Genomic DNA, 21,581 nt, shown 5'->3' with positions numbered 1-21,581 from the left:
ATTCTCGACCTGTGACCAGGACTACTTGGCAGTTAACTTACTTCGGAGTAAGTTCTTGGCCACCAGACCTGCAAAGGAGCAGCGATGACCGACGCAGCCGCTGAGCCCGCCCGGCGCCGCAACCGTGACCTCACCGGACGGCACGTCCTCATCACCGGAGCGTCCTCCGGCATCGGCCGGGCGGCGGCGGTGGCCGTCGCGAGCAAGGGCGCCGCGGTGTTCCTGCTCGCGCGCCGCGGCGACGAACTCGCCGCCGTGGTCGACGAGATCAGGGCCGCGGGCGGCTCGGCCCACGGGTACGCCTGCGACATCACCGATTCCGACTCCGTCGACCACGTCGTCGAGACCATCCTGGACGAACACGGCCAGGTGGACATGCTGGTGAACAACGCGGGCCGCTCGATCCGCCGCGCCATCCACCGCTCCACCGACCGGCTGCACGACTTCGAACGCACCATGGCCGTCAATTACTTCGGCGCGCTGCGGCTGACGCTGGCCCTGCTGCCGCAGATGCGGGAACGCAAGTTCGGGCACATCGTGAACATCAGCAGCGCGGGGGTGCAGATGGCCACGCCGCGATTCTCGGCATATCTGGCCAGCAAGGCGGCGCTGGACAAGTTCACCGAGGTGGCGGCCGTGGAGACCATGGCCGACGGCGTCACGTTCACCACCATCCACCTGCCGCTGGTGCGCACGCCGATGATCGTCCCGAGCGGCGATCAGGGCCCCGCCGAGTCTCCCGAGTGGGCGGCGGCGACCATCGTGCGCGCGCTGATCGAACGGCCCAAACGCATCGACGTTCCGCTGGGCACCATCGCCGAGTACGGCGCCCTGCTCACCCCGAAGATCCGCGACCGCGTCCTGCACCGCTACTACCGCTCCCTGCCCGACTCCCCCGCGGCCAAGGGCGAGCAAACCGCGCTCGACGACGAAACGGCCGAACCAGCTGATGTGCTTCCCCCGCGACGGCCCCGGTCGGCCGCGCGGCGGGTCACGGGCACGGCCTTGCGGCGCGCTGCCCGATGGGTGCCCGGCACGCATTGGTGAACCCGGCGGTCTCGCACCGAGAAGCCAGGACGAGCGTGTAAGCCGCGCGTTGGGCGCTAGCCGGACGCGGTCAGCCCGCCAGGAACGGCCGGACGGCCGCGGCGAACTCCCGGTAGCGGTCGCGATGGATGCTGTGACCGCAGGTGAACATAGTCACCGTGCAGTCGGCGAGACCGGCCCGCAGGACGGCGAGCTTGTCCGGATCCCCCATGCCGCCCGGTCCGCCGCACAACACCAAGGTGGGTGCGGTGATGTCGGAGAGCCGGTCCCACCACTCCGGGTTCGGCTTACGGAACTGCTCGAGCGCCGTCTTCGTCATGGATCGGTCGAACGCGAGCACCGCGCGTGGGTGCCGGACCAGGCTGGAGGTGGCGTGCCACAGTTCGGGCACGGTGGGGAAGCGACGGGTCAGGCGCAATTCCTCGGCGCCGGACTGCAACGGGAGCGGACACTCCTCGATGACCAGCCTGCGCGCCAGCTCCGGCCGCTCCTGCGCCACGCGCGACACCGCGTAGCCGCCGAGCGAATGCCCGACCAGGTCCACCGAGGGCAGCTCCAGCTGGTCGCAGAGGCGCAGCAGATCGTCGCCGAAATCGTCGAAGAGATAGGAATCGGTGTGCGAGCTGCGGCCGTGTCCGCGGAGGTCGGGGATGATCACACGACGTCCGGATTGCACCAGGACACGCGCGAACCGGTCCCAGGTGTGCCCGTCGCCGCCCATGCCGTGCACCAGCAGCACGGGGATGTCGCTGACCGCGCCCACACCCGAATCCCGATAGGCGATCCGCACGTCACCGAAAGCCACTTGGCCCACCGTCAGATCCACGACGAACGAGAATACCGGCTGTTATGCACTCGACCTGCGCGGTGTAGCACGGATCACCTGCCGGTGAAAATGCGGTACGAGTGGCGCTTGCACCCCGTAATCAGTGAACTCCCGCGCGGCCGAGGATGTTTCGAGCGGCTCGGTAAATGCCTGGCGTGGGAGCGAGCTCGGAACAATACTCGCGGCATGCCCTCCTTCGCCGATTTCGACCGTCGCGACTACCGCACCGTCGACGTCGCCACGGGATACGACGGGTGGGCGTCCACCTACGAGCAGACGGTCCTGGACGAGATGGATCTCGCGCTGCTCGGCCGACTGCGACTGGACCTCGGCCGAGTGCGGCGCGCGGCCGACCTCGGCTGCGGCACCGGGCGAACCGGAACTTGGTTGCGCGAGCGCGGAATCCCGCACATCGACGGGGTCGACGTGAGCCAGGGAATGCTGGCGTTGGCCACCGAACGCGGCGCCCACACCACGCTGACCCGCGCGGACGTGCGGGCCACCGGCCTGCCGGAGGGCGCCTACGACCTGGTGATCGCCTCGCTGATCGACGAGCACCTCCCGGAGTTGGCGCCGTTCTACGCGGAGGCGTGGCGCCTGGCCGCACCGGGCGCGCGCTGCGTTCTGGTCAGCTATCACCCCCAATTCATCATGGTGTCCGGAATGCCGACGCACTACACCGATCCCTCCGGCGAGCCGGTGGCGATCAGCACGCATCTGCATCTGATCAGCGAGCACCTGTCGGCGGGTCTGGCCGCCGGGTGGACCCTTACCGAAGTCGCCGAGGCGGTGGTGGACGACGCGTGGCTGGCGCGCAAGCCGAAATGGGCCGCCCTGCGCGGACATCCGTTCACCTTGGCGACGGTGTGGTCACGCCAGGAGTGACTGGAGCCGATCACCACCCACTCGTCACTGCGCGTCGGCGGTCCCGCGGAGGATCGCGAGGTATCCGTGCCGGTCGTGCAGGAGAGTCGCAAGACCGGACGGTGACGCGGCAGCGCTGGTTCCCGACGCCGATTCCGTTCAGCGACAAGCCTGTACCGGCCGAGAGCAACCCGAGCTCGGCGGGTGTGTAGCAGCGCGATGCGGTCGAACAGAGCCGACGCTTACCGATCACACGATCCTGCTGGGGCCGGTCAATCGTAAAGGCCCTCGGCACACCATGTTTCGTCGTGATAGACCAGCAGCAGGACCTTGTCGGCAGCGGGGGCGTCATCGAGTTGGACCTGCGCGCGGGCGGTGAACTCCGTGTCGTCCGAATCGGGCGCCCACCAGCGCTCGTCCACCGGCCACGGTCCCGCCCAGCCGGTCAGCCGCCACTGTCTGCTTCCCCAGCGCAGCAGGGCGGGGTCGGCGTCGAACATGGCGCGATCGGTCACTTTGACGAGCGCGCCGTCGGCGGCTTCCAGCCGCACCGGTGGACGGTTCAGCAGGAGCACGGCGGGGGCGGGCTCGGGCAGCCGGCCCGGCCAGGGCTGCGCGGGGTCGGCCGCGGGGACGAGTTCGTCACCCAGCGCGACCATGGTGATGCGTTCGGCGGGTCCGCGGCCGCCGCTGAGCACGCCGACCCGCACCGCTTCCCCGCCGAGCAGCCCTTGCACCCGGATCAGCGCCCGGCGGGCGCGATCGTCCTCTTCCCCGGCCCCGCCCCACAACCCGAGTTGCAGTGCGCCCGCCGTGACCACCTCGACAGGTTCCAGCCGCAGCACGGTGATCGGCGCGGTGGGCCGCGCGCCGTCGCGCCGGGTGAGCCAGCCGTCCAGCTGCCAGCGCACCCGGTCCGCCGTACCCTCCGGCGTGAGCGGCTCCGCACAGCGCCAGATCCGCGAAAGATCCTCCCCCGCCGCGGTTTCCGCGTGCACCGAGAGCCTGGTGCAGGCCAGCCCGGCGTCCGCGAGCGCGCTGTGCAGCCGGGTGGCGAGCAGGCGCCCGGCGAAGGCCGCCGCATCGACCCGCTCGATCGGCGGATCACAGCGGTACTCCACCACCAGATCCGGCGGCGGTTGCCGCGCGGAGGGCGGACGCTCCGGCTCGGCCCTGGCACAGCGATACGCCAGCACCGCGTCGGTCCCGAACCGGGAGGCGACCTCCGCCGCGGTAAGGGCGGCGAAATCACCGATCCGGCGCAAGCCCAAGCGGTGCAGCAGGTCGACCAGGTCGGCGCGTTCCGGGGCGGCCAGGCTCGGCTCGACCGCGAGTTCCCCCACCGGCAGCGGCGCGAGAAACCGCGCTCCGGCGCCCGCGGGCACGACAGCGGCGCGCCGGGCGGCGATCACCGCCGTGGACAGCTCGTCGGCGATCCCGATCTGCGCTTCCGCCCCGGCCGCGGCCACCGCGTCGACCAGGCGCTCGGCCGCCGCCTCCTCGGACCCGAAGTATCGCGCCGCACCGCGCGCGCCGAGCACGAGCAATCCGGGACGCAGCACCTCCACGCCGGGCACCGTCTCGGCCACCGCCGCGACCACCGGTTCGAACAGCCGCGCGTCCCGATCCGGGTCTTGCTGCGCGAGAAACAGCTCCGGGCACCTCGCCTGCGCCTCTCTGCGCTTCAGGCCGCGGCGCACCCCTTCGGCTCGCGCGATCGCCGAACACGCCACCACCCGGTTGGCGAACAGCACCGCCACCGGCCGCGTCGCGGGCAGCCCCGCCATCGCCGCCGCGGCGACCGCGGGCCAGTCCGGGCACCACAGGGCCAGCACCCGCTTCGACCCCGGCCGGATCACGGCGACGCGCTGCCTTCCTCAGCCGCGCTCACGACACCGCCTCCTGGGTATCGATGGCTTCCACTGGCCGAGCCGCCTTTTCGCGCAGCACCCATTCCACGCGACCCGCATTCGGGCACAGATCCAGCCGTCCGCGCCGGGGTGGTCCCGCCTTGCCCCGCACCTCGACGGTCAAGCCGAGCGAGCGCAAGCGTCCGCGCCCGCGGCCGAGACCGGTGTAACCCGCGACGCGGGCGTCGAGCTGGAGGGACGCGCCGGGCCAGCGACCGTCGGCGACCACGAGGGTGGCGCCCTTGTTGCGGGCGCGAGCCGCGATCACCCGGCTGCGGGCGGGCGCGACGGCGCCGCCCCCGAGCCCGAGCACGACCAGATCGAGCCCGTCGAGCAGCACCGCGGCCACCTCCACCGGGTCGGGGCCGGGATCGCTGATCACGGCCAGTCGCCGCAGTTGCGCCCCCATTTCCACCGCGGCCAGCAGACCGAGCCGAGGCATGCCGACCACCGCGGCATGCCCACCGCTCTCGGTCACCGCGGCCAGCAGACCGGCCAGCAGCGAACTCGCACCCGTGTACGCCACGACGGAACCCTTGACCAAGCCACCATCGGGCAACAGCGGAGCGAGCGCCGCGGGCACCGGCAACGCCGCTCTCCGTGAACCGCCGCTGTCGAGCGGGAGCCGCTGCGCTGCCGATTCACCGCGCCCCGGTACCGCTGCCATGCGTCTACGCAGCTCATCCAGGGTGGGAGCGCCCTGCCGCCCCCCACCGCGCGGCAGCGCGTCCCGATCCACCCCTCCCTGCGACATCGCATCCGAACCCATCTCAACCACCTACTTCCCACGATGGACCCGAGGCGAAGCATGCGGAGCGGCCCTCGTGATTCGAGCGGCAGCACCGATTCAGCTATCGATCGATATCGAATATACGTTCGATACGGACTCAGTAGAAACCGACCCCCGGGTTTCGTCAAGAGTTCCGGCCGAGTGTCGCGGCCGCGTCTCCTCTTGCGCAGTGATATGGGCCGATGCGAGCTGCGACCGGGAACGCGGCGTGCCCCTGGCTACTACGTCCAGTCCCCGTTTATCGGTATGGTGGGCGGCACGCATCCGAACCGAGAGTCCGAGGGCGGGCGCGGCGCGCGATTCGTGCGCATGTCCCTGGCATGCGCGAACACGAATCAGGCCAGCTAGCCCCATTTTCCGCTACCCTCGCACCGTGACCGAACGCGCTCGTCCCACTGTCGGCCCTCAATACCTCGTCGCAGGCCGCTACCGCCTCCAGTCGAAGCTGGGTGGGGGCGGCATGGGCGCAGTCTGGTTGGCGCACGACCGCCTGCTCGACCGGGACGTCGCGATCAAGCAGGTGCTCACCACGGCCGGGCTCGACGAGGAGGAAGCCGAGGCGGTCCGCAACCAGATCATGCACGAGGGCCGGGTCGCCGCGAAGCTCTCGCACGACCACGCGATCGCCGTGTACGACGTGGTGCTCGAGGCCGGTGAACCCTGGCTGGTGATGGAGCACCTACCCTCGCGCAGCGTCGCGAAGGCACTCGCGCTGGTCGACACGCTGCCGCCGGTCGAGGTCGCGCAGATCGGCGCCCAGGTCGCCGACGCGCTGGCCGCCGCACACGCGGTCGGCATCGTGCACCGGGACATCAAACCGGGCAACATCCTCGTCGCCGACCGCGGCCCCGGCCTGGGCATGGCGAAACTCAGCGACTTCGGCATCTCTCGCGGTGCGGGCGAGGCATCCGACGAACCGGACGGCGTGATCACCGGCACCCCCTCCTACCTGCCCCCCGAGGTGGCGCGCGGAGCGCAGCCGACCAAGGCCAGCGACGTCTTCTCCCTCGGCGCCACGCTCTACACCGCGATCGAAGGGCAGCCGCCGTTCGGTTTCGACGAGGACAGCGACGTCATCGTGCACCGCGCCGCCATGGCGCAGATCATCCCGCCGACCCGCAGCGGCGTGCTCACCCAGGCGCTGCTGCACATGATGGAACCGGCGCCGCAGCGGCGGCCGACCATGGCCGAGGCGCGGGACGAAATCCTCACCGCCGCTTTCGGCCCCGGCACCGGACCGTACATTCTCGGCGCGCCCGTGCGCACCGAGGACGGAACCATCCCGGCCTGGGCCGCGCGCAATTCGGCGTCCGGGATCCGCAGCCCCCACTCCACGCCGCTCCCCCGCCCGCACCGCAACCTCGCCGGGGCGGCCGCGGCCCCGCCCGCGCAGCGCGCCAAGAACCCGCAGCCGAGCAACGCCCCCCTGGCCATCGCCGTAGGCCTCCTGATCGGCCTGATCATCATCATCGCGATCATCGTCGCCGTTCTCTGACGTCCTCGCACGTATCCGAAACGCCGCGGCGATCCGCGCGGCGCGGTCAGTCGATGCGGCGGTGGTGGGCCCAGCGGGTCAGTGCGTTGCGGTTTGACTGCTGGGTTTTGCGCAACACGTTGGAGGCGTGCGTTTCCACGGTCTTGACCGAGATGAAGAGGGCTTCAGCGATCTCGCGGTAGGTGTAGCCGCGCGCGAGCAGGCGCAGCACCTCCAGCTCGCGCGGGGTCAGGGAGTCGAGTTCGGGGTCAAGGGGCGGTTCGGGTACCGGAGACTTCCCGGTGAACGAGTCCAGGACGAAGCCGGCCAAGCGCGGACTGAAGACCGCGTCGCCACCCGCAACCCGGCGGATGCCGTCGGCCAGTTCGGCGCCCGAAATCGTCTTGGTCACATACCCTCTGGCTCCGGCCCGGATCACCGCGATCACGTCCTCGGCCGCGTCGGACACGCTCAGCGCCAGGCACACCGGCCCCGGTTCGATGCCGGCCAGCACCGCGACCCCACCCCCGTCGGGCATGTGCACGTCGAGCAGGACGACGTCCGGACGCTCGGCGTTGATCCCGGCCACCGCCTCCGCCACCCCGCCGGCCTCCCCGACCACCTCCATGTCCGCCTCCCGGCTGAGTTCCGCACGCACACCCGACCGGAAAACGGCGTGATCATCGACGAGAAAGACCCGCACGGCCACCTACTTCTCCTAACTGACCCTTGACCCCCAACCCGTACCACACCCATCCCCCACGCGCTCCGCACACACCGCACGCGCTCCGCGGAGCCGCGAGAACCCACCTGGACCGGTGCGGAACCGACGACTAGCGAGCAGCTCGAGCGGGCTCTTCGTCCGGGAGCCGGCAACCGGAGTCCGTGCGCGGCATGGTGATCCGGACTTCGGTGCCGCGGCCCGGCGTCGACACGATGTCCACCTGACCACCGCGGCGCTCGATCCGGCCGCGGATGGATTTGGCCAGACCGCGGCGGTCTTCCGGCACCGACGCGAGGTCGAAGCCCGAGCCGCGGTCGCGGACGAAGACGCTCACCTGATGCGGCTCGGCCTCGGCGAACAGGTCGATCTCCGGGACGCCCGCATGCTTGGCCGCGTTGACCAGCGCTTCCCTGCTCGCGCCGAGCAGAGCGGTGAAGTGTTCCTTGGGCAGACCCGAACCGGAGCCGTCGACGTCCATCGATACGTCGCCGACGGTCACCGGCGTCACCTTCACTCCGTGCTGGTCCTCCACCTCGCCCGCGATGGTCCGCAGGGCCGCGGCCAGGCTCGACTGCGCCGGACCGGAATCCTCGAACAACCATCTCCGCAGTTCCCGTTCCTGGCTGCGGGCCAGCCGCAGCACCTCCTGCGGGTCGTCGGCCTGGCGCTGGATGAGGGCGAGCGTCTGGAGCACGGAATCGTGCAGGTGCGAGGCGATCTCCTCGCGCTCCTCGTTGCGGATACGGGCGGCGCGCTCGGTGTTCAGCGCGCGCATCATGCGCAGCCACAGCGGAACCGTCAGCAGTCCGGCGCCGATCAGTGTGACCGCCACCGCGAGCAGCGCCGACCCGAGCGAGCTCAGGTCGATCCGCGCCAGCACCACCACGCCGAGACCGGCCACGATCAGCGTCGCCCCGGCGACGATGCGCGACCAGGTCACCACCGAGGGCCGCGCGGGCAGCCCGAGCAGCGAACGCGGCCCGTCGACGTCGTACTCCCGCCACACCAGCGCCGCGCCGACCGCGACCACGATGATCGGCGCGATCACCTTCGCCGCGGTCCCGCTGAACACCCAGGACACCGCGACCGCGAGCCCGAGCCCGAGCATGGCGAGCCCGATCGCCTGCCGACGCTCCGCACCCGACGGTTTCACCTGGTCCGTGCCGCCGGGAGTGAATATCCAGAGCAGTCCGTAGGCCATGATGCCCGCCCCGGCCAGCGCGGACAGCAGCACGAATGCCATCCGCACCTTGAACACGTCGACGCCGAGATGGTCGGCCAGACCGCCCGCCACCCCGCCGACGATCCGGCCACCGGAACGGCGGACCATCCGCACCTGCGGCGGCCCGGGAACCGGCGCGGGCGCGGGTCCCAGCCCGCGGGCAGCGTCGAACCCCCGGGTGTCGAACGCGGGAACAGACGGATACATGTCTTCGATACTGGCACGGTTACGCAGCTGCCAGCCATCGGTAATCACCCTGATCTTGCTGGTCGGCACCCGCCTCGACCAGGCCGAAACGGCCGCGCGCCACTGACCGCCGCACATAGCTGGATGATTGCTACATCGGTGGATCGGTCCAAAGTGTTCAGGCGGTTTTTCAGGGTTCCCCCCGATGCGCCGACACGGGAGTCGGGCACACCATGAGAAACATGACGAAAACGAGCTTCGGCGACCAGGTCCAGCAGATATGGCAGACCCGGCCGGTCCGATTGCCGCGACAGGGACCGGTCGCGGGCGTCGCGGCCGGGTTCGCGCGGCGCTACGAGATCGACCCGGTGCTGGTGCGCGTCGCGTTCGTGGTCTCGACGATCTTCGGCGGCGCGGGCATCGTGCTGTACCTGCTGGCCTGGCTGCTGCTGAGCGCGGTGGGCGACCAGGCGTCCGCGGCCGAGTCGCTGGTCGGCAAGGGCTCCAGCTCGCAGTCCCAGACCAAGACCATCGTGCTGATCGTGGCGCTGGCCATCGCGGTCAGCACGATGGGCCCGGTCGGCGTCGGCCTCGGCGGATCCGGCCTGATCAGCCTCGCGCTGATGCTGGCGGGCTGGTGGATGCTGCACCTGCGCACGCCCAACCCGCCGCCCGGTACCGCCGAAGCGTTCGGCGGATTCGTCCCCGACGGCGGGATCACCGCCACCGGCTACCCCGGAGCGGTCTTCCCGCCGGGAACGCCCCGGACCGTCGGCGACCTGTACGTGCCGCCGACCGCCATGTACACGCCGTACACCAAGCTGCCGGATTCGTACGTCCCCGAGGCGCCCGTACACGCCGCGAACGGCGATGCGGCAACGGTCCCGTTGAACAAGCCCGCGGCAGACGAGCAGGACCCGGCGACCGTGGTGCTGGACAAGTCGGCAACCTCCCCTGCTGGGCTCGAACCGAGCGCGTCCGCCGACGACGAAAGCCGATCGGACGCGGCTGTCCGCGACCAGGCCGGTTCGCCCACGGTCGGCGATCCAGCCGGACCGGTCACAACCGACAGCGGCCGAGCCGATTCGGCCGCACACGAACCGGCGGCCGCCCCCATCGCGAGAACGTCACCGGTCGCACTCGGCAAAGACGCCGCCGACACACCGGCGCGCACTCCGAACCCGCACCGCCCCGTGGCCGCTCACCCCGCGATCATCGGCGGTCCCACCCCACCGTCTTGGGACCCGCTCGGCGTCGCTCCGCTCGCCTGGGACCTCCCGGAACCCACCCCCGCCCGCACCGTCGTCGCCCCGCCGCAGAAGCGCCCGCGCTCACGGCTGACGCCGGTGGTGATCGGCCTGGCCATCCTGGCGGCAGCAGGCGCGGGTGCGGCAGCGGCCTCGGGCGTGGAGTGGATGACACCCGGCCGGATCGCCGCGGCGGCGCTGGCCGTGATCGGTCTCGGCCTGGTGCTCGGGGCGTTCCTGCGGCGCGGCTACGGCTTGCTGGTGCTCACCGCGCCGCTCGCCGGGTTCGTGCTGCTCGCCTCCGCGGTCGGTCCGGTCGAGTTCGACCAGGCCGCGATGGGCGACCACAACTGGGCGCCGGCCTCCGTCGCCGACCTGGCGGCGAACTACAAGGTGACCATGGGTGCGGGCACGCTGGACCTGCGATCGGTGAAACTGACCGAGAACCGCACCGTGGACCTCGACGTCCGGATGGGCGAAGCCCGCATCCTGCTGCCCGCCGACATGACCGTCCGCACCCGCTGCACGGCGACCATGGCCGAGGCGCGCTGCGTCGAGGGGATCAGCGGTCCGAATACTCCCGGCGCGCCGGTGCTCGATCTCGACATCGACGTCCGCGCCGGAAACGTGGAGGTGCAGCGTGGCTGAAACCGAGAAGAACGAGACGACCGAATCCCGCCGCGGCCCCGCCGCGTCACTGCTCATCGCGGGTCTACTGGCCCTCGCGGTCAGCGCGTGGGCCTTCGTCGGCCCCGCGTCCTGGCCCGCGGCCAGCATGATTCCGATCGGTTGGATCATCGTGCTCGCCGCGATCGTCATCGGCATCGTGCTGGTGATCTCCCCGCGCAAACGACCCTGATCACGCCGAACGGCCCGTCCATCCGGACGGGCCGTTCGGTGTTCGTCCCCGAGCTGGAGCGCTGGATATCCGAACCGCGCTCCCCTCGTCGTTGTACGACAGGAGAATCCGAATGAACCCCGGCGAACCCACCGATCAGGCGCCCCCGGCCGAGCGGACCGCACCGCCGGATCCCCGCCCCCGGCCCGCCGCCACCCATGGCTCGCTTCTGGGCCATCTGATCCTGCACAGCGCCTTCCACCGCCCCCGCTGAGCTCGTCACCCACTCGCCCGATGACGGCGCGCGGCTACCGCCCGCTGTGCGGCCGGGAGATCACTCCCACTCGATGGTGCCCGGCGGCTTGCTGGTCACGTCCAGGACCACGCGGTTGACCTCCGCCACCTCGTTGGTGATGCGGGTGGAGATGCGTTCGAGCACCTCGTAGGGCAGCCGGGTCCAGTCGGCGGTCATGGCGTCCTCACTGGAGACCGGGCGCAGCACGATCGGGTGGCCGTAGGTGCGGCCGTCGCCCTGCACGCCGACGCTGCGAACCTCCGCGAGCAGCACCACGGGGCACTGCCAGATCTGCCGGTCCAGACCCGCCGCGGTCAGTTCCTCGCGGGCGATGGCGTCGGCCCTGCGCAGCGTCTCCAGCCGATCCGCGGTGACCTCGCCGACGATCCGGATGGCGAGGCCCGGACCCGGGAACGGTTGCCGGGCAACGATTTCCTCGGGCAGACCGAGCTCGCGGCCCACCGCGCGGACTTCGTCCTTGAACAGCAGCCGCAGCGGTTCGACGAGTTCGAATTCCAGGTCGTCGGGCAGGCCGCCGACATTGTGATGGCTCTTGATATTCGCGGTGCCGGTGCCGCCGCCGGACTCGACGACGTCCGGGTACAGCGTGCCCTGCACGAGGAACTCGACTTTCGGCGCCTCGCCGTCGGCGTCGCCGTGCTCGAGCACCACCTCACCCACCGCGTCCTCGAAGGACCGGATGAATTCCCGCCCGATGATCTTGCGCTTCTCCTCGGGATCGGTCACGCCCTTCAGCTCACCGAGGAACTTGTCCACCGCGTCGACGGTCACCAGCTTGGCACCGGTCGCGGCGACGAAATCCTGCTGAACCTGCTCGCGCTCTCCCGCCCTCAGCAGGCCGTGGTCGACGAACACGCAGGTCAGACGGTCACCGATGGCACGCTGCACCAGCGCTGCCGCCACCGCGCTGTCCACCCCACCCGACAGCCCGCAGATCGCGTGCTTGTCACCGACCTGCTCGCGTACCGAGGCGATCAGCGAATCCGCGATGTTCGCCGGGGTCCACGTGGCCGGAATGCCGGCCAGCTCGTGCAGGAACCGGCTCAGCACCTGCTGCCCGTGCGGCGAATGCAACACCTCCGGGTGGTACTGCACACCGGCGAGGCGGCGCGCGCGGTCCTCGAACGCGGCGACCGGAGCGCCCGCGGTGGTGCCGGTGACCTCGAAGCCCTCCGGCGCGTCGGTGACCGCGTCACCGTGGCTCATCCATACCGGCTGAATGGTGGGCAGGCCGCCGTGCAGCAAACCGCCGTCGATGTTGAGTTCGGTGCGCCCGTACTCGCGGGTGCCGGTGTGCGCGACCGTGCCGCCCAGCGCCTGGGCCATCGCCTGGAAGCCGTAGCAGATGCCGAAGACCGGCAGCCCCAGCTCGAACAAGCGCGGATCCAGCTGCGGCGCGCCCTCGGTGTACACGCTGGCCGGGCCGCCGGAGAGGATCACCGCGAGCGGCTGCTTCTCGGCGATCTCCTCCACCGTCGCGGTATGTGGAACCACTTCGGAGTACACGCTCGACTCACGAACGCGCCGTGCGATCAGCTGGGCGTACTGTGCTCCGAAGTCGACGACGAGGACCGGTCTCTGGGTTTGTGCCACCCACCCAGTTTAGTGAGCGGCGAAACGAGCGAATCATCGGCACAGCGGCCAGCGCGGGAGCCGAGCCGACCGCCCGAATCGTCACGCGCGGCCCGGCTCGCTGGTTATCCTTCTGCTCGTGCCCTTCGCCCGCGCGATCGATGCCGACATCCATTACGAGGACAGCGGCGGGGACGGCCCGGTGGTACTGCTGGCGCACGAGTTCCTCATGGACCGCACCATGTTCGCCGCCCAAACGGCCGCGCTCGCACCGGAATTCCGGATCGTCTCCTGGGATGCCCGCGGCCACGGCCGCACCAGGGACGAGGGCCTACCCTTCACCTATTGGACCGCGGCCAGGGACGCGCTGACCGTGCTCGATCATCTCGGCGCCGAACAGGCCGTCATCGGCGGCACCGCGCAGGGCGGCTTCACGGCGCTGCGCACCGCGCTGATCGCGCCGGAACGCGTCTCCGCGCTGATCCTGATCAGCACCGAGGCCCACGGCCCCACCCCCGAGCAGTCGAGCGCCACGCAGAAGTTCCTCGAGCGGTGGTACGACGACGGCTCCCGCGAGCGCGCCGTACACCAGCTGGCTTCCTGGCTGATCGGCGATGACGAGTGGTACCGCTCGATCTGGACCCAGCGGTGGCTGGTGCGCGACCGCCGCGGCATCGAGGTCGCGGCGGGCTGCCTGCTGAGCCGGGACTCGGTGCTCGATCGCCTCCGCGAAATCTCCTGCCCCGCTTTGGTGATTCACCCCACACACAGCGGCCTGGACCGCGCGCGCGCCCAGGAACTGGCCCACGGGCTGTCCGGCGCCACGTTCATCGAGATCGCGGACGCGCGACTGGCGGTGACGATGACCCACCCCGAGCCGGTGAACCACGCGATCCAGCAGTTCCTGCGCGTCAGGACGAAACCGACCCGCGTGCGGTGAACCCGTTCACGCGCGCACGCTCAAACCGACCTTCTGGAATTCCTTCAGATCCGAGTAACCGGCCTTGGCCATCGAACGACGCAGTCCGCCAACGAGATTCAGCGATCCGAACGGATCGTCGGACGGACCGAAGAGCACCCGCTCCAGGCTCGGGCGCACGGTGTCGCCGACCGGCTCGCCACCCAGATCCCACGGATCGTCGACGTGCAGCAGCGAACCGCGCGGCACCGACGGGTGCGCGGCCGCCGACGGCCAGTACCAGCCGCGACCCGGCGCCTCGGCGGCCAGGGCGAGCGGAACGCCCAGCATGGCGGCATCCGCACCGCACGCGATCGCCTTGGCCAGCTGCCCGGAGGTGGCGACGTCACCGTCCGCGATGACGTGCACGTAACGACCGCCGGTCTCGTCGAGGTAGTCGCGGCGGGCGGCGGCGGCATCCGCGATCGCGGTGGCCATCGGCACGCCGATGCCGAGCACCTCGCCGGTGGTGGTCGCACCGGGGTAGGAGCCGTAGCCGACGATCACACCCGCCGCGCCCGTGCGCATCAGGTGCAGGGCGGTGCGGTGATCGCTCACGCCGCCCGCGACCACGGGCACGTCCAGCTCGGCGATGAAGGTCTTGAGGTTCAGCGGCTCACCGTCGCCGACGTGCTCGGCGGAGATGATCGTGCCGTGCACCACGAGCAGGTCGATGCCCGCCTGCAGCAGCGCCGGGGTGAGCGTGCGCGCGTTCTGCGGGCTCACCCGCACCGCCACGGTGACACCGGCGGCGCGCACCTGCGCGACGGCGGCGGCGAGCAGATCCGGCTGCATCGGCGCGGCGTGCAGCTCCTGCAGCAGCGCCACGGCGCGCTCGTACCCACCCTTGCCGACCAGCTCGAGCAATTGATCGATCTTCGCGCCGACATCCGCATGCCGCGCCCACAGTCCCTCGCCGTTGATCACGCCGAGACCGCCGAGGCGGCCGAGCTCGATGGCGAACTCCGGTGACACCAGGGCATCGGTGGGATGCGCGAGGAACGGGATCTCGAAGCGGTAGGCGTCCAGCTGCCAGGACAGCGAGACCTGCTTCGACGAGCGGGTCCGGCGCGAGGGGACGATGTCGACGTCGTCCAGCTCGTAAGTACGCCGGGCGGTCCGGCCCATGCCGATCTCCACCATGTCGCGCACGCGAAATCTCCTTAATATTGGCAGCGCCTGCGGCGCTGCGTGTTCGCGGCCCCTTGGTGGCTCGCGTTCCAGCGGTCGAGACTCGCGACTCCGTCGCATGCGCTTCGACCGCTGGAACGCGAGCCGGGCCGCGAACGGCGCTCGTAAGACTCGCGCCTCCAGTGGTTACTTATGGGGGCAGGTGGGCAGCACAGAACGCGCCGCCAGCTGCCGCGCAGCGTGCTCACCGCCACAGCCGGTGGGCACGCTCAATCATGCACGGACCGGTTGGTCCTGTACATGAACCTAGCGGGCTAACCCCGTCCGGTGTAGTTAGGGGCCTCGACGGTCATGGTGATGTCGTGCGGGTGGCTCTCCTTGAGGCCCGCCGCGGTGATCTGCACGAACTGGGCCTCCTGCAGGTGCGCGATCGACTGCGAGCCGGTGTAGCCCATCGCCGCGCGCAGGCCGCCGACCAGCTGGTGGATCACCTGGTTGACCGGGCCGCGGAACGGCACCCTGCCCTCGATGCCCTCGGGGACCAGCTTGTCCTCGGCCAGCACGTCGTCCTGGAAGTAACGGTCCTTCGAGAAGGACTTGGCCTGGCCGCGGCCCTGCATGGCGCCCAGCGAGCCCATGCCGCGGTAGCTCTTGAACTGCTTGCCGCCGACCAGGATCAGCTCGCCGGGGGACTCGGCGGTGCCCGCGAGCAACGAGCCGAGCATCACCGTGGACGCACCCGCGGCGATGGCCTTGGCGATGTCGCCGGAGAACTGGATGCCGCCGTCGGCGATCACCGGGACGCCCGCGGACTTGCACGCGGCGACCGCCTCCAGGATCGCGGTGATCTGCGGTGCGCCGACACCGGCGACGACACGGGTGGTGCAGATGGAGCCGGGGCCCACGCCCACCTTGACCGCGTCCGCACCCGCTTCGACCAGGGCCGCGGCGCCCGCACGGGTCGCCACGTTGCCACCGACCACCTGGATCCGGTCGCCGACCTCGGTCTTGACCTTGGTCACCATCTGCAGCACCTGCGCCTGATGACCGTGCGCGGTGTCCACCACCAGCACGTCGACGCCCGCGTCGGCCAGCGTCATGGCACGCGACCACGCGTCCTCGCCGACACCGACCGCGGCGCCGACCAGCAGGCGGCCGTCGCGGTCCTTGGTGGCGTTGGGGTACTGATCGGTCTTGACGAAGTCCTTGACGGTGATCAGGCCGCGCAGGCGCCCGTTGCCGTCGACGATCGGCAGCTTCTCCACCTTGTGCCTGCGCAGCAGTCCCAGCGCGGCCTCGGCGGTCACGCCCTCCTGCGCGGTGATCAAGGGAGCCTTCGTCATCACGTCGGCGACGCGGCGGTCCTGATCCACCTCGAAACGCATGTCGCGGTTGGTGATGATGCCCACAAGCGCACCGGTCTCGTCCACCACCGGAAGCCCGGAGATGCGGAACCTGGCGCACATGGCGTCCACCTCGGCGAGGGTGTCGGTCGGACGGCAGGTCACCGGGTCGGTGACCATGCCCGCCTCGGAGCGCTTGACCGTCTCCACCTGGGAAGCCTGGTCGGCCGCCGAGAGGTTGCGGTGCAACACGCCCATACCGCCCGCACGGGCCATGGCGATCGCCATCCGCGCCTCGGTCACCGTGTCCATGGCGGAGCTGACCAGCGGGGTGCGCAGACGGATCTCCCTGGTCAGCAAGCTGGAGGTCTCCACAGAGCTGGGGATGAGATCCGAGGCGGCAGGCAGCAACAGCACATCGTCGAATGTGAGGCCGAGCATGGCGATCTTGTTCGGATCGTCGCCACCCGTAGGAGGGCGGACTGCGATTCGTTCGCCCGGTACGGGATTACTCATTCGGATCGACCCCTCCTGGACGTCGATAGCGACCGGCGCCGGCAGAACCGGCGCCGTGACGGCTGATGGGATGGACGGTGGCGTTCGGCGGCGATGCGGTGGTGGCCCGCCGTAGCCTGTGCTCCATGGTATCTGTCCGGTGAACTCGCCGACGAAGTGAGCCCACCACCGAAACTGGCAGGCCGCATAGCTGGCGCAGACCACCCTGTTCTGCGTACCGTGGGGATGTGCGTGACCATCTACCACCTGGCTTGCCGCCGGATCCGTTCGCCGGAGACCCCTCCGACCCGTCCGCCGCGCTCGACGCCATCGAGCCCGGTGAACCGCTGGATCCCCACGAGCGCCTTGCGGTCGAGGAGGATCTCGCCGACCTCGCGGTCTACGAGGCGCTGCTGGCCCACCGCGGGATCCGCGGACTTGTGGTCAGCTGTGAAGACTGCAGGCAGGACCACTACCACGACTGGGACATGTTGCGCGCCAACTTGCTGCAGCTGCTGGTCGACGGCACGGTCCGCCCGCACGAGCCCGCCTACGACCCGACGCCGGAAGCGTACGTCACCTGGGACTACTGCCGGGGATACGCGGACGCCTCGATGAACGAGGCCTTCCACGGCGACGGATTCGACGGATTCGACGGCTGAGACCGGCCCGGCCTGAACGCACGCGGCCTCTTCGAGGGCCGCGTATCTCACGCTTGCCGCTGTGATTTTCGACGCACACCATCACGGCGCCAATCGTTTGCCGAAACCCGGCCCGCCGCCAGTACCCCTCTGATGCGCGGATTCTCGCACTGTCCGGCCCGAGAAAGACAAAAAGCCGATCGCCTGGCTGGCGATCGGTTCGTGTCTTGTTCGAAATATTCGGTCAGCGGCCGGGCGGCGTGAACGAGCCCGGGTTGGGAATGACCGGCACGCTGAAGGTCGGCGGCACGTTGTTGTCCTGCGTCGGCGGCCGCGTGGCCGGTTGCTGCGGCGGCGGCGCCACCGTCGGATTCCCGGTATCCGCGGTGGGCTCACCCGTGGGCGGCTTGACGTCCGTGGTGGGCGGCTGCTGCGGCGGCGCGGGCTCCCCGGTCGCCGGCGGTGTGGTCGCCGCAGGCGGCGGCGTCGTCACCGGAGGCGCCGTGGTCGGCGTGCCGCCACCGTTCGTGGTGCCACCGCCGTTCGTCGTGCCACCGCCGTTCGGCGCGGTCGCGTCGGCCGAGGGCGAGGGCTTGTCCGGCTGCTCGCCCGGCTGCTGCAGGATCGTCGATCCGCCGGTCGTCGAGTTGGGCTTCGTGGTCCCACTGGTGCCCGGGGTGGCACGCGGGTCGGTGGTCTTGGGCACCGTCGACCCGAGCTGGTCGGCCAGATCCTTGTTCACCTTGCTCAGCTCCGCGAGCAACCGCTCCCACTCGGTCATCAGCTCGGCGCGCTTGACCGGATCGCTGACCTGCGCGGCGTTCTCCTTGGCGCGCTCGAGGCGCACCTTCGCCTGCGCCGGGTTCTGCGTCACGAGCGTCGACGCCTCGCTCAGATCGGTGTCCGCCCGCTGTACGACGGTGGTCTGGGCCTGTTCGCTGAACACGACCTCCTTGACCCGCCACAGCGGATCACCCGGCTCGGCGTTGTACGAGAACGCCGTCATACCGCCGATGACCAGGGCCAGTGCGGCCGCGGTGCCCATGATCGGGCGTAGCAGCCGCAGTCGCCCGCCGCTGTGCGCCCCGATGCGGACCTGCCGCGCGCCGATCTCCTGGTTGACCGCGGCCACGATCGCATCCAGGTCCGGTTCGGCCGGCATCGGAGTCGTGATCAGCTCCGCCCGCCAATCCGCGAGCAGCGTCGCGAGCTGATACTCCTCGGCGCTGTCGGTGTGCACCGGACCATCGCTGGCGATGGCGTCGATCAGAGCATCGTCGCGGCGTACCGCGGCGATGTCGACCGGGCCGCTGTCACCGGACGCCTCGGCGTAGGGACCGCTGTTTCGCGATCCAAGCCGCGCCTTCCAGTCACCCCGACCGCGCTCGCCATCCCTAGCCATACATTTCACCTGCCCTCGCCACTTGTGACTTGAGTTTCGCGAGTGCCCTGTGTTGGGCCACCCGTATCGCACCCGCCGTACTGCCCACGGCGACTGCGGTTTCTTCCGCTGACAAACCCATGACCAAGCGCAGGATCAAGATCTCCCGATGCTTCTCAGGAAGCGTCGCGAGCAAACGGTTCATCTGTCTGCTCGTCTCGGATTCGAGAGCTCGTTGTTCCGGTCCCTGGTCGGTGGATATGACATCTGGTACTTCGGCCATCGCCTCCGCCTTGTTACGGGCGGCGTTGCGATGCGCGTCGGCGACCTTGTGCGAAGCGATTCCGTATACAAAGGCCATGAAGGGCCTGCCCTGGTCTTGATACCTGGGCAAGGCTGTCATCACAGCCAGGCAAACCTCCTGCGCAACGTCGTCCGCGGAGAGCTGCCCACGCTCCGCGGCTCCGATCCGCGCGCGGCAGTAGCGCACCACCAGCGGACGGACCATCTCCAGTACCTGAGCTAAAGCGGATCTGTCGCCCTGCGCAGCGGCAGCGACGGCGAGGTCCAACTCTTCGCCCGTGTGCGTCATCGTCAGAGATATTCCTGGCGTTACAAAGTGGCACGGTCCGGTGACGACCAGTGCTTCCACCGAAGGGGCGGAACGGAACTAACAATAGCGACCCGTTGCCGGGAACTGGGCAACACGGTGGTCTCCGTGATCAGCTGCCCGCCACCAAGGGGCGCAATGTCCCGCCACCACGGGCGATTGCCGCCGCGCACTCGGCCGCTTCGGCCGCCGCGTTCTCCTCGCCCGATCCGGCGCGGAGCATGGCGCAAGCCCACTGCAACGGCAGCAGCCCGTGCTCGCGGCACCGCTGGGCGACCTCCTCGGCCGACACGCCGGATCGCTCGTGCGCGCCGCGCGCCGTGTCGGCCGCGGCGACCAGCAGGCGTGACTTCACCTGGTGCCGCACCGAGGGGGATCGGTCGGCCAGCTCCAGCGCGGCCGCCGCGTGCGCCGCCGCCGACTCGGAATCGCCTGTCGCCAAGGCCGTTTCCGCGGACACCCAGCACAGGCGAATCGCCGGACGCCAGCCGGCCTCGTACCGGCGCGCCGCCGACGCGCTGCGCCGCAGCAGCCGATCCGCCAGGGCGAGCCGCCCGGTGCCCAGCGCGTCGGCGGCCAGCCCGGTGAGCGCGTCGCAGATCGCGTCGGCGCGGCTGGGCCGGTAGCCGCCCACCTCGTCCGCCGCGTCGCGGGCGGCGCCGGTCTCCGTCGCGGCATCGGCGGCGAGGATCAGCGCGGCCGCCCGGCCGTCGAACGCCGCCGCACGCTCGTGCCAGCCGAGCTGGCGGAGGAAAGAGCCCTCCGTACTTCTCGCCAGTGAGAGGAGTACGGGGTCGGTGCTGTGGTTGCATACCCTTCGCAATTCGGCGCGCGCCGCGGCGTAACGTCCTTGGCCGCCGAGCACCACCGCGCGATACCACCGGCCGAGCGGGTCGGAAGCGGGCGGCAACTCGGCGGCGGCGCGACCCGGATCGGCGCCGAAGGCGGCCTCGGCGAGGACCGCGACGTGAGGATCTCCGAGCGGAGCGGGCGCGAACACGGGCGCACTCTATCCTGACCGCCGCGCGCGCCGGGACGACGAAAGGTGATCGACGACCCGGTCGGCATCCGCTCCGCATTTCCGCGCCCAGCGGATGTTGCCATTAGGTAAATCTAGTCCCGGCAATCGCCCGGCTGCCGCGTCGGGAATTCATGCGCGTTTCGCGTAATTAACCTGCCGGCCCCGTTTCCGCCATCTTCGGATCCACGTCCCGCGAAGGCTGTCGGCGTCCGGAGTGACGGCCGGCATACGCCCGACGTCCCGGCCGTAGCGGCGCTACACCGCAAAAACAGCTGCTACCTGCGAAAACTCTCTGGCACACGGCACAAGTAGGACCAAGCCGCCTACGGCCAACCGAACAGTATCGCCGGAACCGACACGAAAAGTAAACAGTTCGGAGGTTAAATTTGACAGCGCGAGATTTGGAAAAGTGCTGCGTCGAACTATTGACGGAATTTCGCGGCTGGACCTAACGTAGCTCATCGCCACGGACGGCGCCGCGCGAAATTGCAGCGACCGCGAGGGGCGAGCCCCCCGGGTACCCCCGCCGACACGGCGTCGTGGCCCACGAACTGTTGCAGAACAACTGCTCGACAACGCTGACGAGCTCGCACCACGAGGAGTTCACCATGCCCATGCCGACCCACCTCCCGGGACCCAACGCCGATGTCTGGGATTGGCAGATGCGAGGATCGTGCCGCGGGCAGGATTCCGCGGTGTTCTTCCATCCCGACGGCGAGCGTGGCCGAGCCCGCACCGCGCGCGAGATGCGCGCCAAGGAGATCTGCCGCACCTGCCCGGTGCTCATGCAGTGCCGCACCCACGCGCTGAAAGTCAGCGAGCCCTACGGCATCTGGGGCGGGATGTCGGAGACCGAGCGTGAGATGCACGCGCGGCGCAACCGCCGCCGCATGGCCGTCTGAACCAATCTCCTCCCATCCGCACGCCAACGGGCGTCGAATCCCTAGCAAATAACGGGCCACTGCAACAGTGCTTCGGCCGAACC

The 21,581-nt window shown here is 70.2% G+C and carries 20 protein-coding genes; 9 read left to right on the top strand and 11 right to left on the bottom strand.

All coding sequences use genetic code 11. The annotated features are described in order from the left end of the window. The first annotated feature begins 84 nt into the window (after positions 1-84). On the top strand, positions 85-1,047 hold the full coding sequence (locus ON19_RS05405; RefSeq protein ID WP_043687740.1) for an SDR family NAD(P)-dependent oxidoreductase: 963 nt from the start codon (positions 85-87) through the stop codon (positions 1,045-1,047). A gap of 70 nt (positions 1,048-1,117) precedes the next feature. On the opposite strand, the gene ON19_RS05400 is transcribed toward ON19_RS05405, so the two are convergent. Continuing rightward, a complete protein-coding gene (locus ON19_RS05400; RefSeq protein WP_051168555.1) occupies positions 1,118-1,873 on the bottom strand; it encodes an alpha/beta fold hydrolase in 756 nt (251 codons plus the stop codon). Between the two features lie 186 nt (positions 1,874-2,059). Between ON19_RS05400 and ON19_RS05395 the strand changes: the two genes are divergently transcribed. Next, on the top strand, positions 2,060-2,758 hold the full coding sequence (locus ON19_RS05395; RefSeq protein WP_043687737.1) for a class I SAM-dependent DNA methyltransferase: 699 nt from the start codon (positions 2,060-2,062) through the stop codon (positions 2,756-2,758). 251 nt (positions 2,759-3,009) lie between these two features. Here ON19_RS05395 and ON19_RS05390 read toward each other — a convergent pair whose 3' ends face one another. Then, on the bottom strand, positions 3,010-4,524 hold the full coding sequence (locus ON19_RS05390) for a DNA polymerase Y family protein (protein WP_051168568.1): 1,515 nt from the start codon (positions 4,522-4,524) through the stop codon (positions 3,010-3,012). A 100-nt stretch (positions 4,525-4,624) separates the two neighbouring features. Next, positions 4,625-5,416, bottom strand: coding sequence for a DnaE2-dependent mutagenesis accessory factor ImuA' (gene imuA', locus ON19_RS05385; RefSeq protein ID WP_043687734.1), 792 nt, complete (start codon positions 5,414-5,416; stop codon positions 4,625-4,627). 394 nt (positions 5,417-5,810) lie between these two features. Between imuA' and ON19_RS05380 the strand changes: the two genes are divergently transcribed. Next, on the top strand, positions 5,811-6,932 hold the full coding sequence (locus ON19_RS05380; RefSeq protein WP_043687732.1) for a serine/threonine-protein kinase: 1,122 nt from the start codon (positions 5,811-5,813) through the stop codon (positions 6,930-6,932). Between the two features lie 46 nt (positions 6,933-6,978). Here the strand turns inward: ON19_RS05380 and ON19_RS05375 are convergent, their stop codons facing one another. Further along, on the bottom strand, positions 6,979-7,614 hold the full coding sequence (locus ON19_RS05375) for a response regulator (RefSeq protein WP_043687948.1): 636 nt from the start codon (positions 7,612-7,614) through the stop codon (positions 6,979-6,981). 130 nt (positions 7,615-7,744) lie between these two features. Next, positions 7,745-9,064, bottom strand: a complete 1,320-nt coding sequence (locus ON19_RS05370; protein WP_083899160.1) for a PspC domain-containing protein — start codon at positions 9,062-9,064, stop codon at positions 7,745-7,747. A 221-nt stretch (positions 9,065-9,285) separates the two neighbouring features. On the opposite strand from ON19_RS05370, the gene ON19_RS05365 reads away from it, so the two are divergent. The 3 genes from ON19_RS05365 to ON19_RS41665 all read left to right on the top strand — a co-directional run bounded on the left by ON19_RS05365 (position 9,286) and on the right by ON19_RS41665 (position 11,402). Further along, positions 9,286-10,938 carry a PspC domain-containing protein gene (locus tag ON19_RS05365; protein WP_043687729.1) on the top strand — a complete coding sequence of 551 codons (1,653 nt, stop codon included), beginning with the start codon at positions 9,286-9,288 and terminating at the stop codon, positions 10,936-10,938. Further along, positions 10,931-11,149, top strand: coding sequence for a hypothetical protein (locus ON19_RS05360; protein WP_043687726.1), 219 nt, complete (start codon positions 10,931-10,933; stop codon positions 11,147-11,149). Before ON19_RS05365 ends, ON19_RS05360 begins: the two co-directional genes overlap by 8 nt. 112 nt (positions 11,150-11,261) lie before the next feature. After that, a complete protein-coding gene (locus ON19_RS41665) occupies positions 11,262-11,402 on the top strand; it encodes a hypothetical protein (RefSeq protein ID WP_157229599.1) in 141 nt (46 codons plus the stop codon). 60 nt (positions 11,403-11,462) lie between these two features. Here ON19_RS41665 and guaA read toward each other — a convergent pair whose 3' ends face one another. Beyond that, complete coding sequence (gene guaA / locus ON19_RS05355; RefSeq protein ID WP_043687724.1) at positions 11,463-13,037, bottom strand: glutamine-hydrolyzing GMP synthase; 1,575 nt, start codon at positions 13,035-13,037, stop codon at positions 11,463-11,465. A 118-nt stretch (positions 13,038-13,155) separates the two neighbouring features. Between guaA and ON19_RS05350 the strand changes: the two genes are divergently transcribed. Then, on the top strand, positions 13,156-13,956 hold the full coding sequence (locus ON19_RS05350) for an alpha/beta fold hydrolase (protein WP_043687721.1): 801 nt from the start codon (positions 13,156-13,158) through the stop codon (positions 13,954-13,956). 6 nt (positions 13,957-13,962) lie between these two features. Here ON19_RS05350 and ON19_RS05345 read toward each other — a convergent pair whose 3' ends face one another. Together ON19_RS05345 and guaB are read right to left on the bottom strand one after the other, a co-directional pair. Next, entirely contained in the window at positions 13,963-15,126 is a 1,164-nt protein-coding gene (locus tag ON19_RS05345; RefSeq protein WP_043687719.1) for a GuaB3 family IMP dehydrogenase-related protein, read from the bottom strand. Positions 15,127-15,419: 293 nt separating this feature from the next. Then, positions 15,420-16,964 (bottom strand): IMP dehydrogenase, encoded by a 1,545-nt coding sequence (gene guaB / locus ON19_RS05340; protein ID WP_083899151.1) that lies wholly within the window; start codon positions 16,962-16,964, stop codon positions 15,420-15,422. Between the two features lie 227 nt (positions 16,965-17,191). On the opposite strand from guaB, the gene ON19_RS05335 reads away from it, so the two are divergent. After that, positions 17,192-17,605, top strand: coding sequence for a DUF5319 domain-containing protein (locus ON19_RS05335; RefSeq protein WP_039795739.1), 414 nt, complete (start codon positions 17,192-17,194; stop codon positions 17,603-17,605). Between the two features lie 223 nt (positions 17,606-17,828). Here ON19_RS05335 and ON19_RS05330 read toward each other — a convergent pair whose 3' ends face one another. The 3 genes from ON19_RS05330 to ON19_RS05320 form a co-directional block, all read right to left on the bottom strand. Further along, the gene (locus ON19_RS05330) at positions 17,829-18,986 is read right to left on the bottom strand and encodes an anti-sigma-D factor RsdA (RefSeq protein WP_043687717.1); all 1,158 of its coding nucleotides are present in this window, start codon (positions 18,984-18,986) and stop codon (positions 17,829-17,831) included. Beyond that, on the bottom strand, positions 18,979-19,557 hold the full coding sequence (locus tag ON19_RS05325; protein ID WP_043687710.1) for a sigma-70 family RNA polymerase sigma factor: 579 nt from the start codon (positions 19,555-19,557) through the stop codon (positions 18,979-18,981). Before ON19_RS05325 ends, ON19_RS05330 begins: the two co-directional genes overlap by 8 nt. 130 nt (positions 19,558-19,687) lie before the next feature. Continuing rightward, positions 19,688-20,575, bottom strand: a complete 888-nt coding sequence (locus ON19_RS05320) for a hypothetical protein (protein WP_043687706.1) — start codon at positions 20,573-20,575, stop codon at positions 19,688-19,690. Between the two features lie 629 nt (positions 20,576-21,204). Here ON19_RS05320 and ON19_RS05315 point away from each other — a divergent pair. Next, positions 21,205-21,498, top strand: a complete 294-nt coding sequence (locus tag ON19_RS05315; RefSeq protein ID WP_040865039.1) for a WhiB family transcriptional regulator — start codon at positions 21,205-21,207, stop codon at positions 21,496-21,498. Positions 21,499-21,581: the final 83 nt, after the last annotated feature.

Origin of the sequence: Nocardia abscessus NBRC 100374 (genome assembly GCF_000308455.1) — a bacterium.
Taxonomy (GTDB): domain Bacteria; phylum Actinomycetota; class Actinomycetes; order Mycobacteriales; family Mycobacteriaceae; genus Nocardia; species Nocardia abscessus.
The sequence above is the reverse complement of the archived record's forward strand: the minus strand, read 5'-3'. Positions and strand labels throughout refer to the sequence as shown.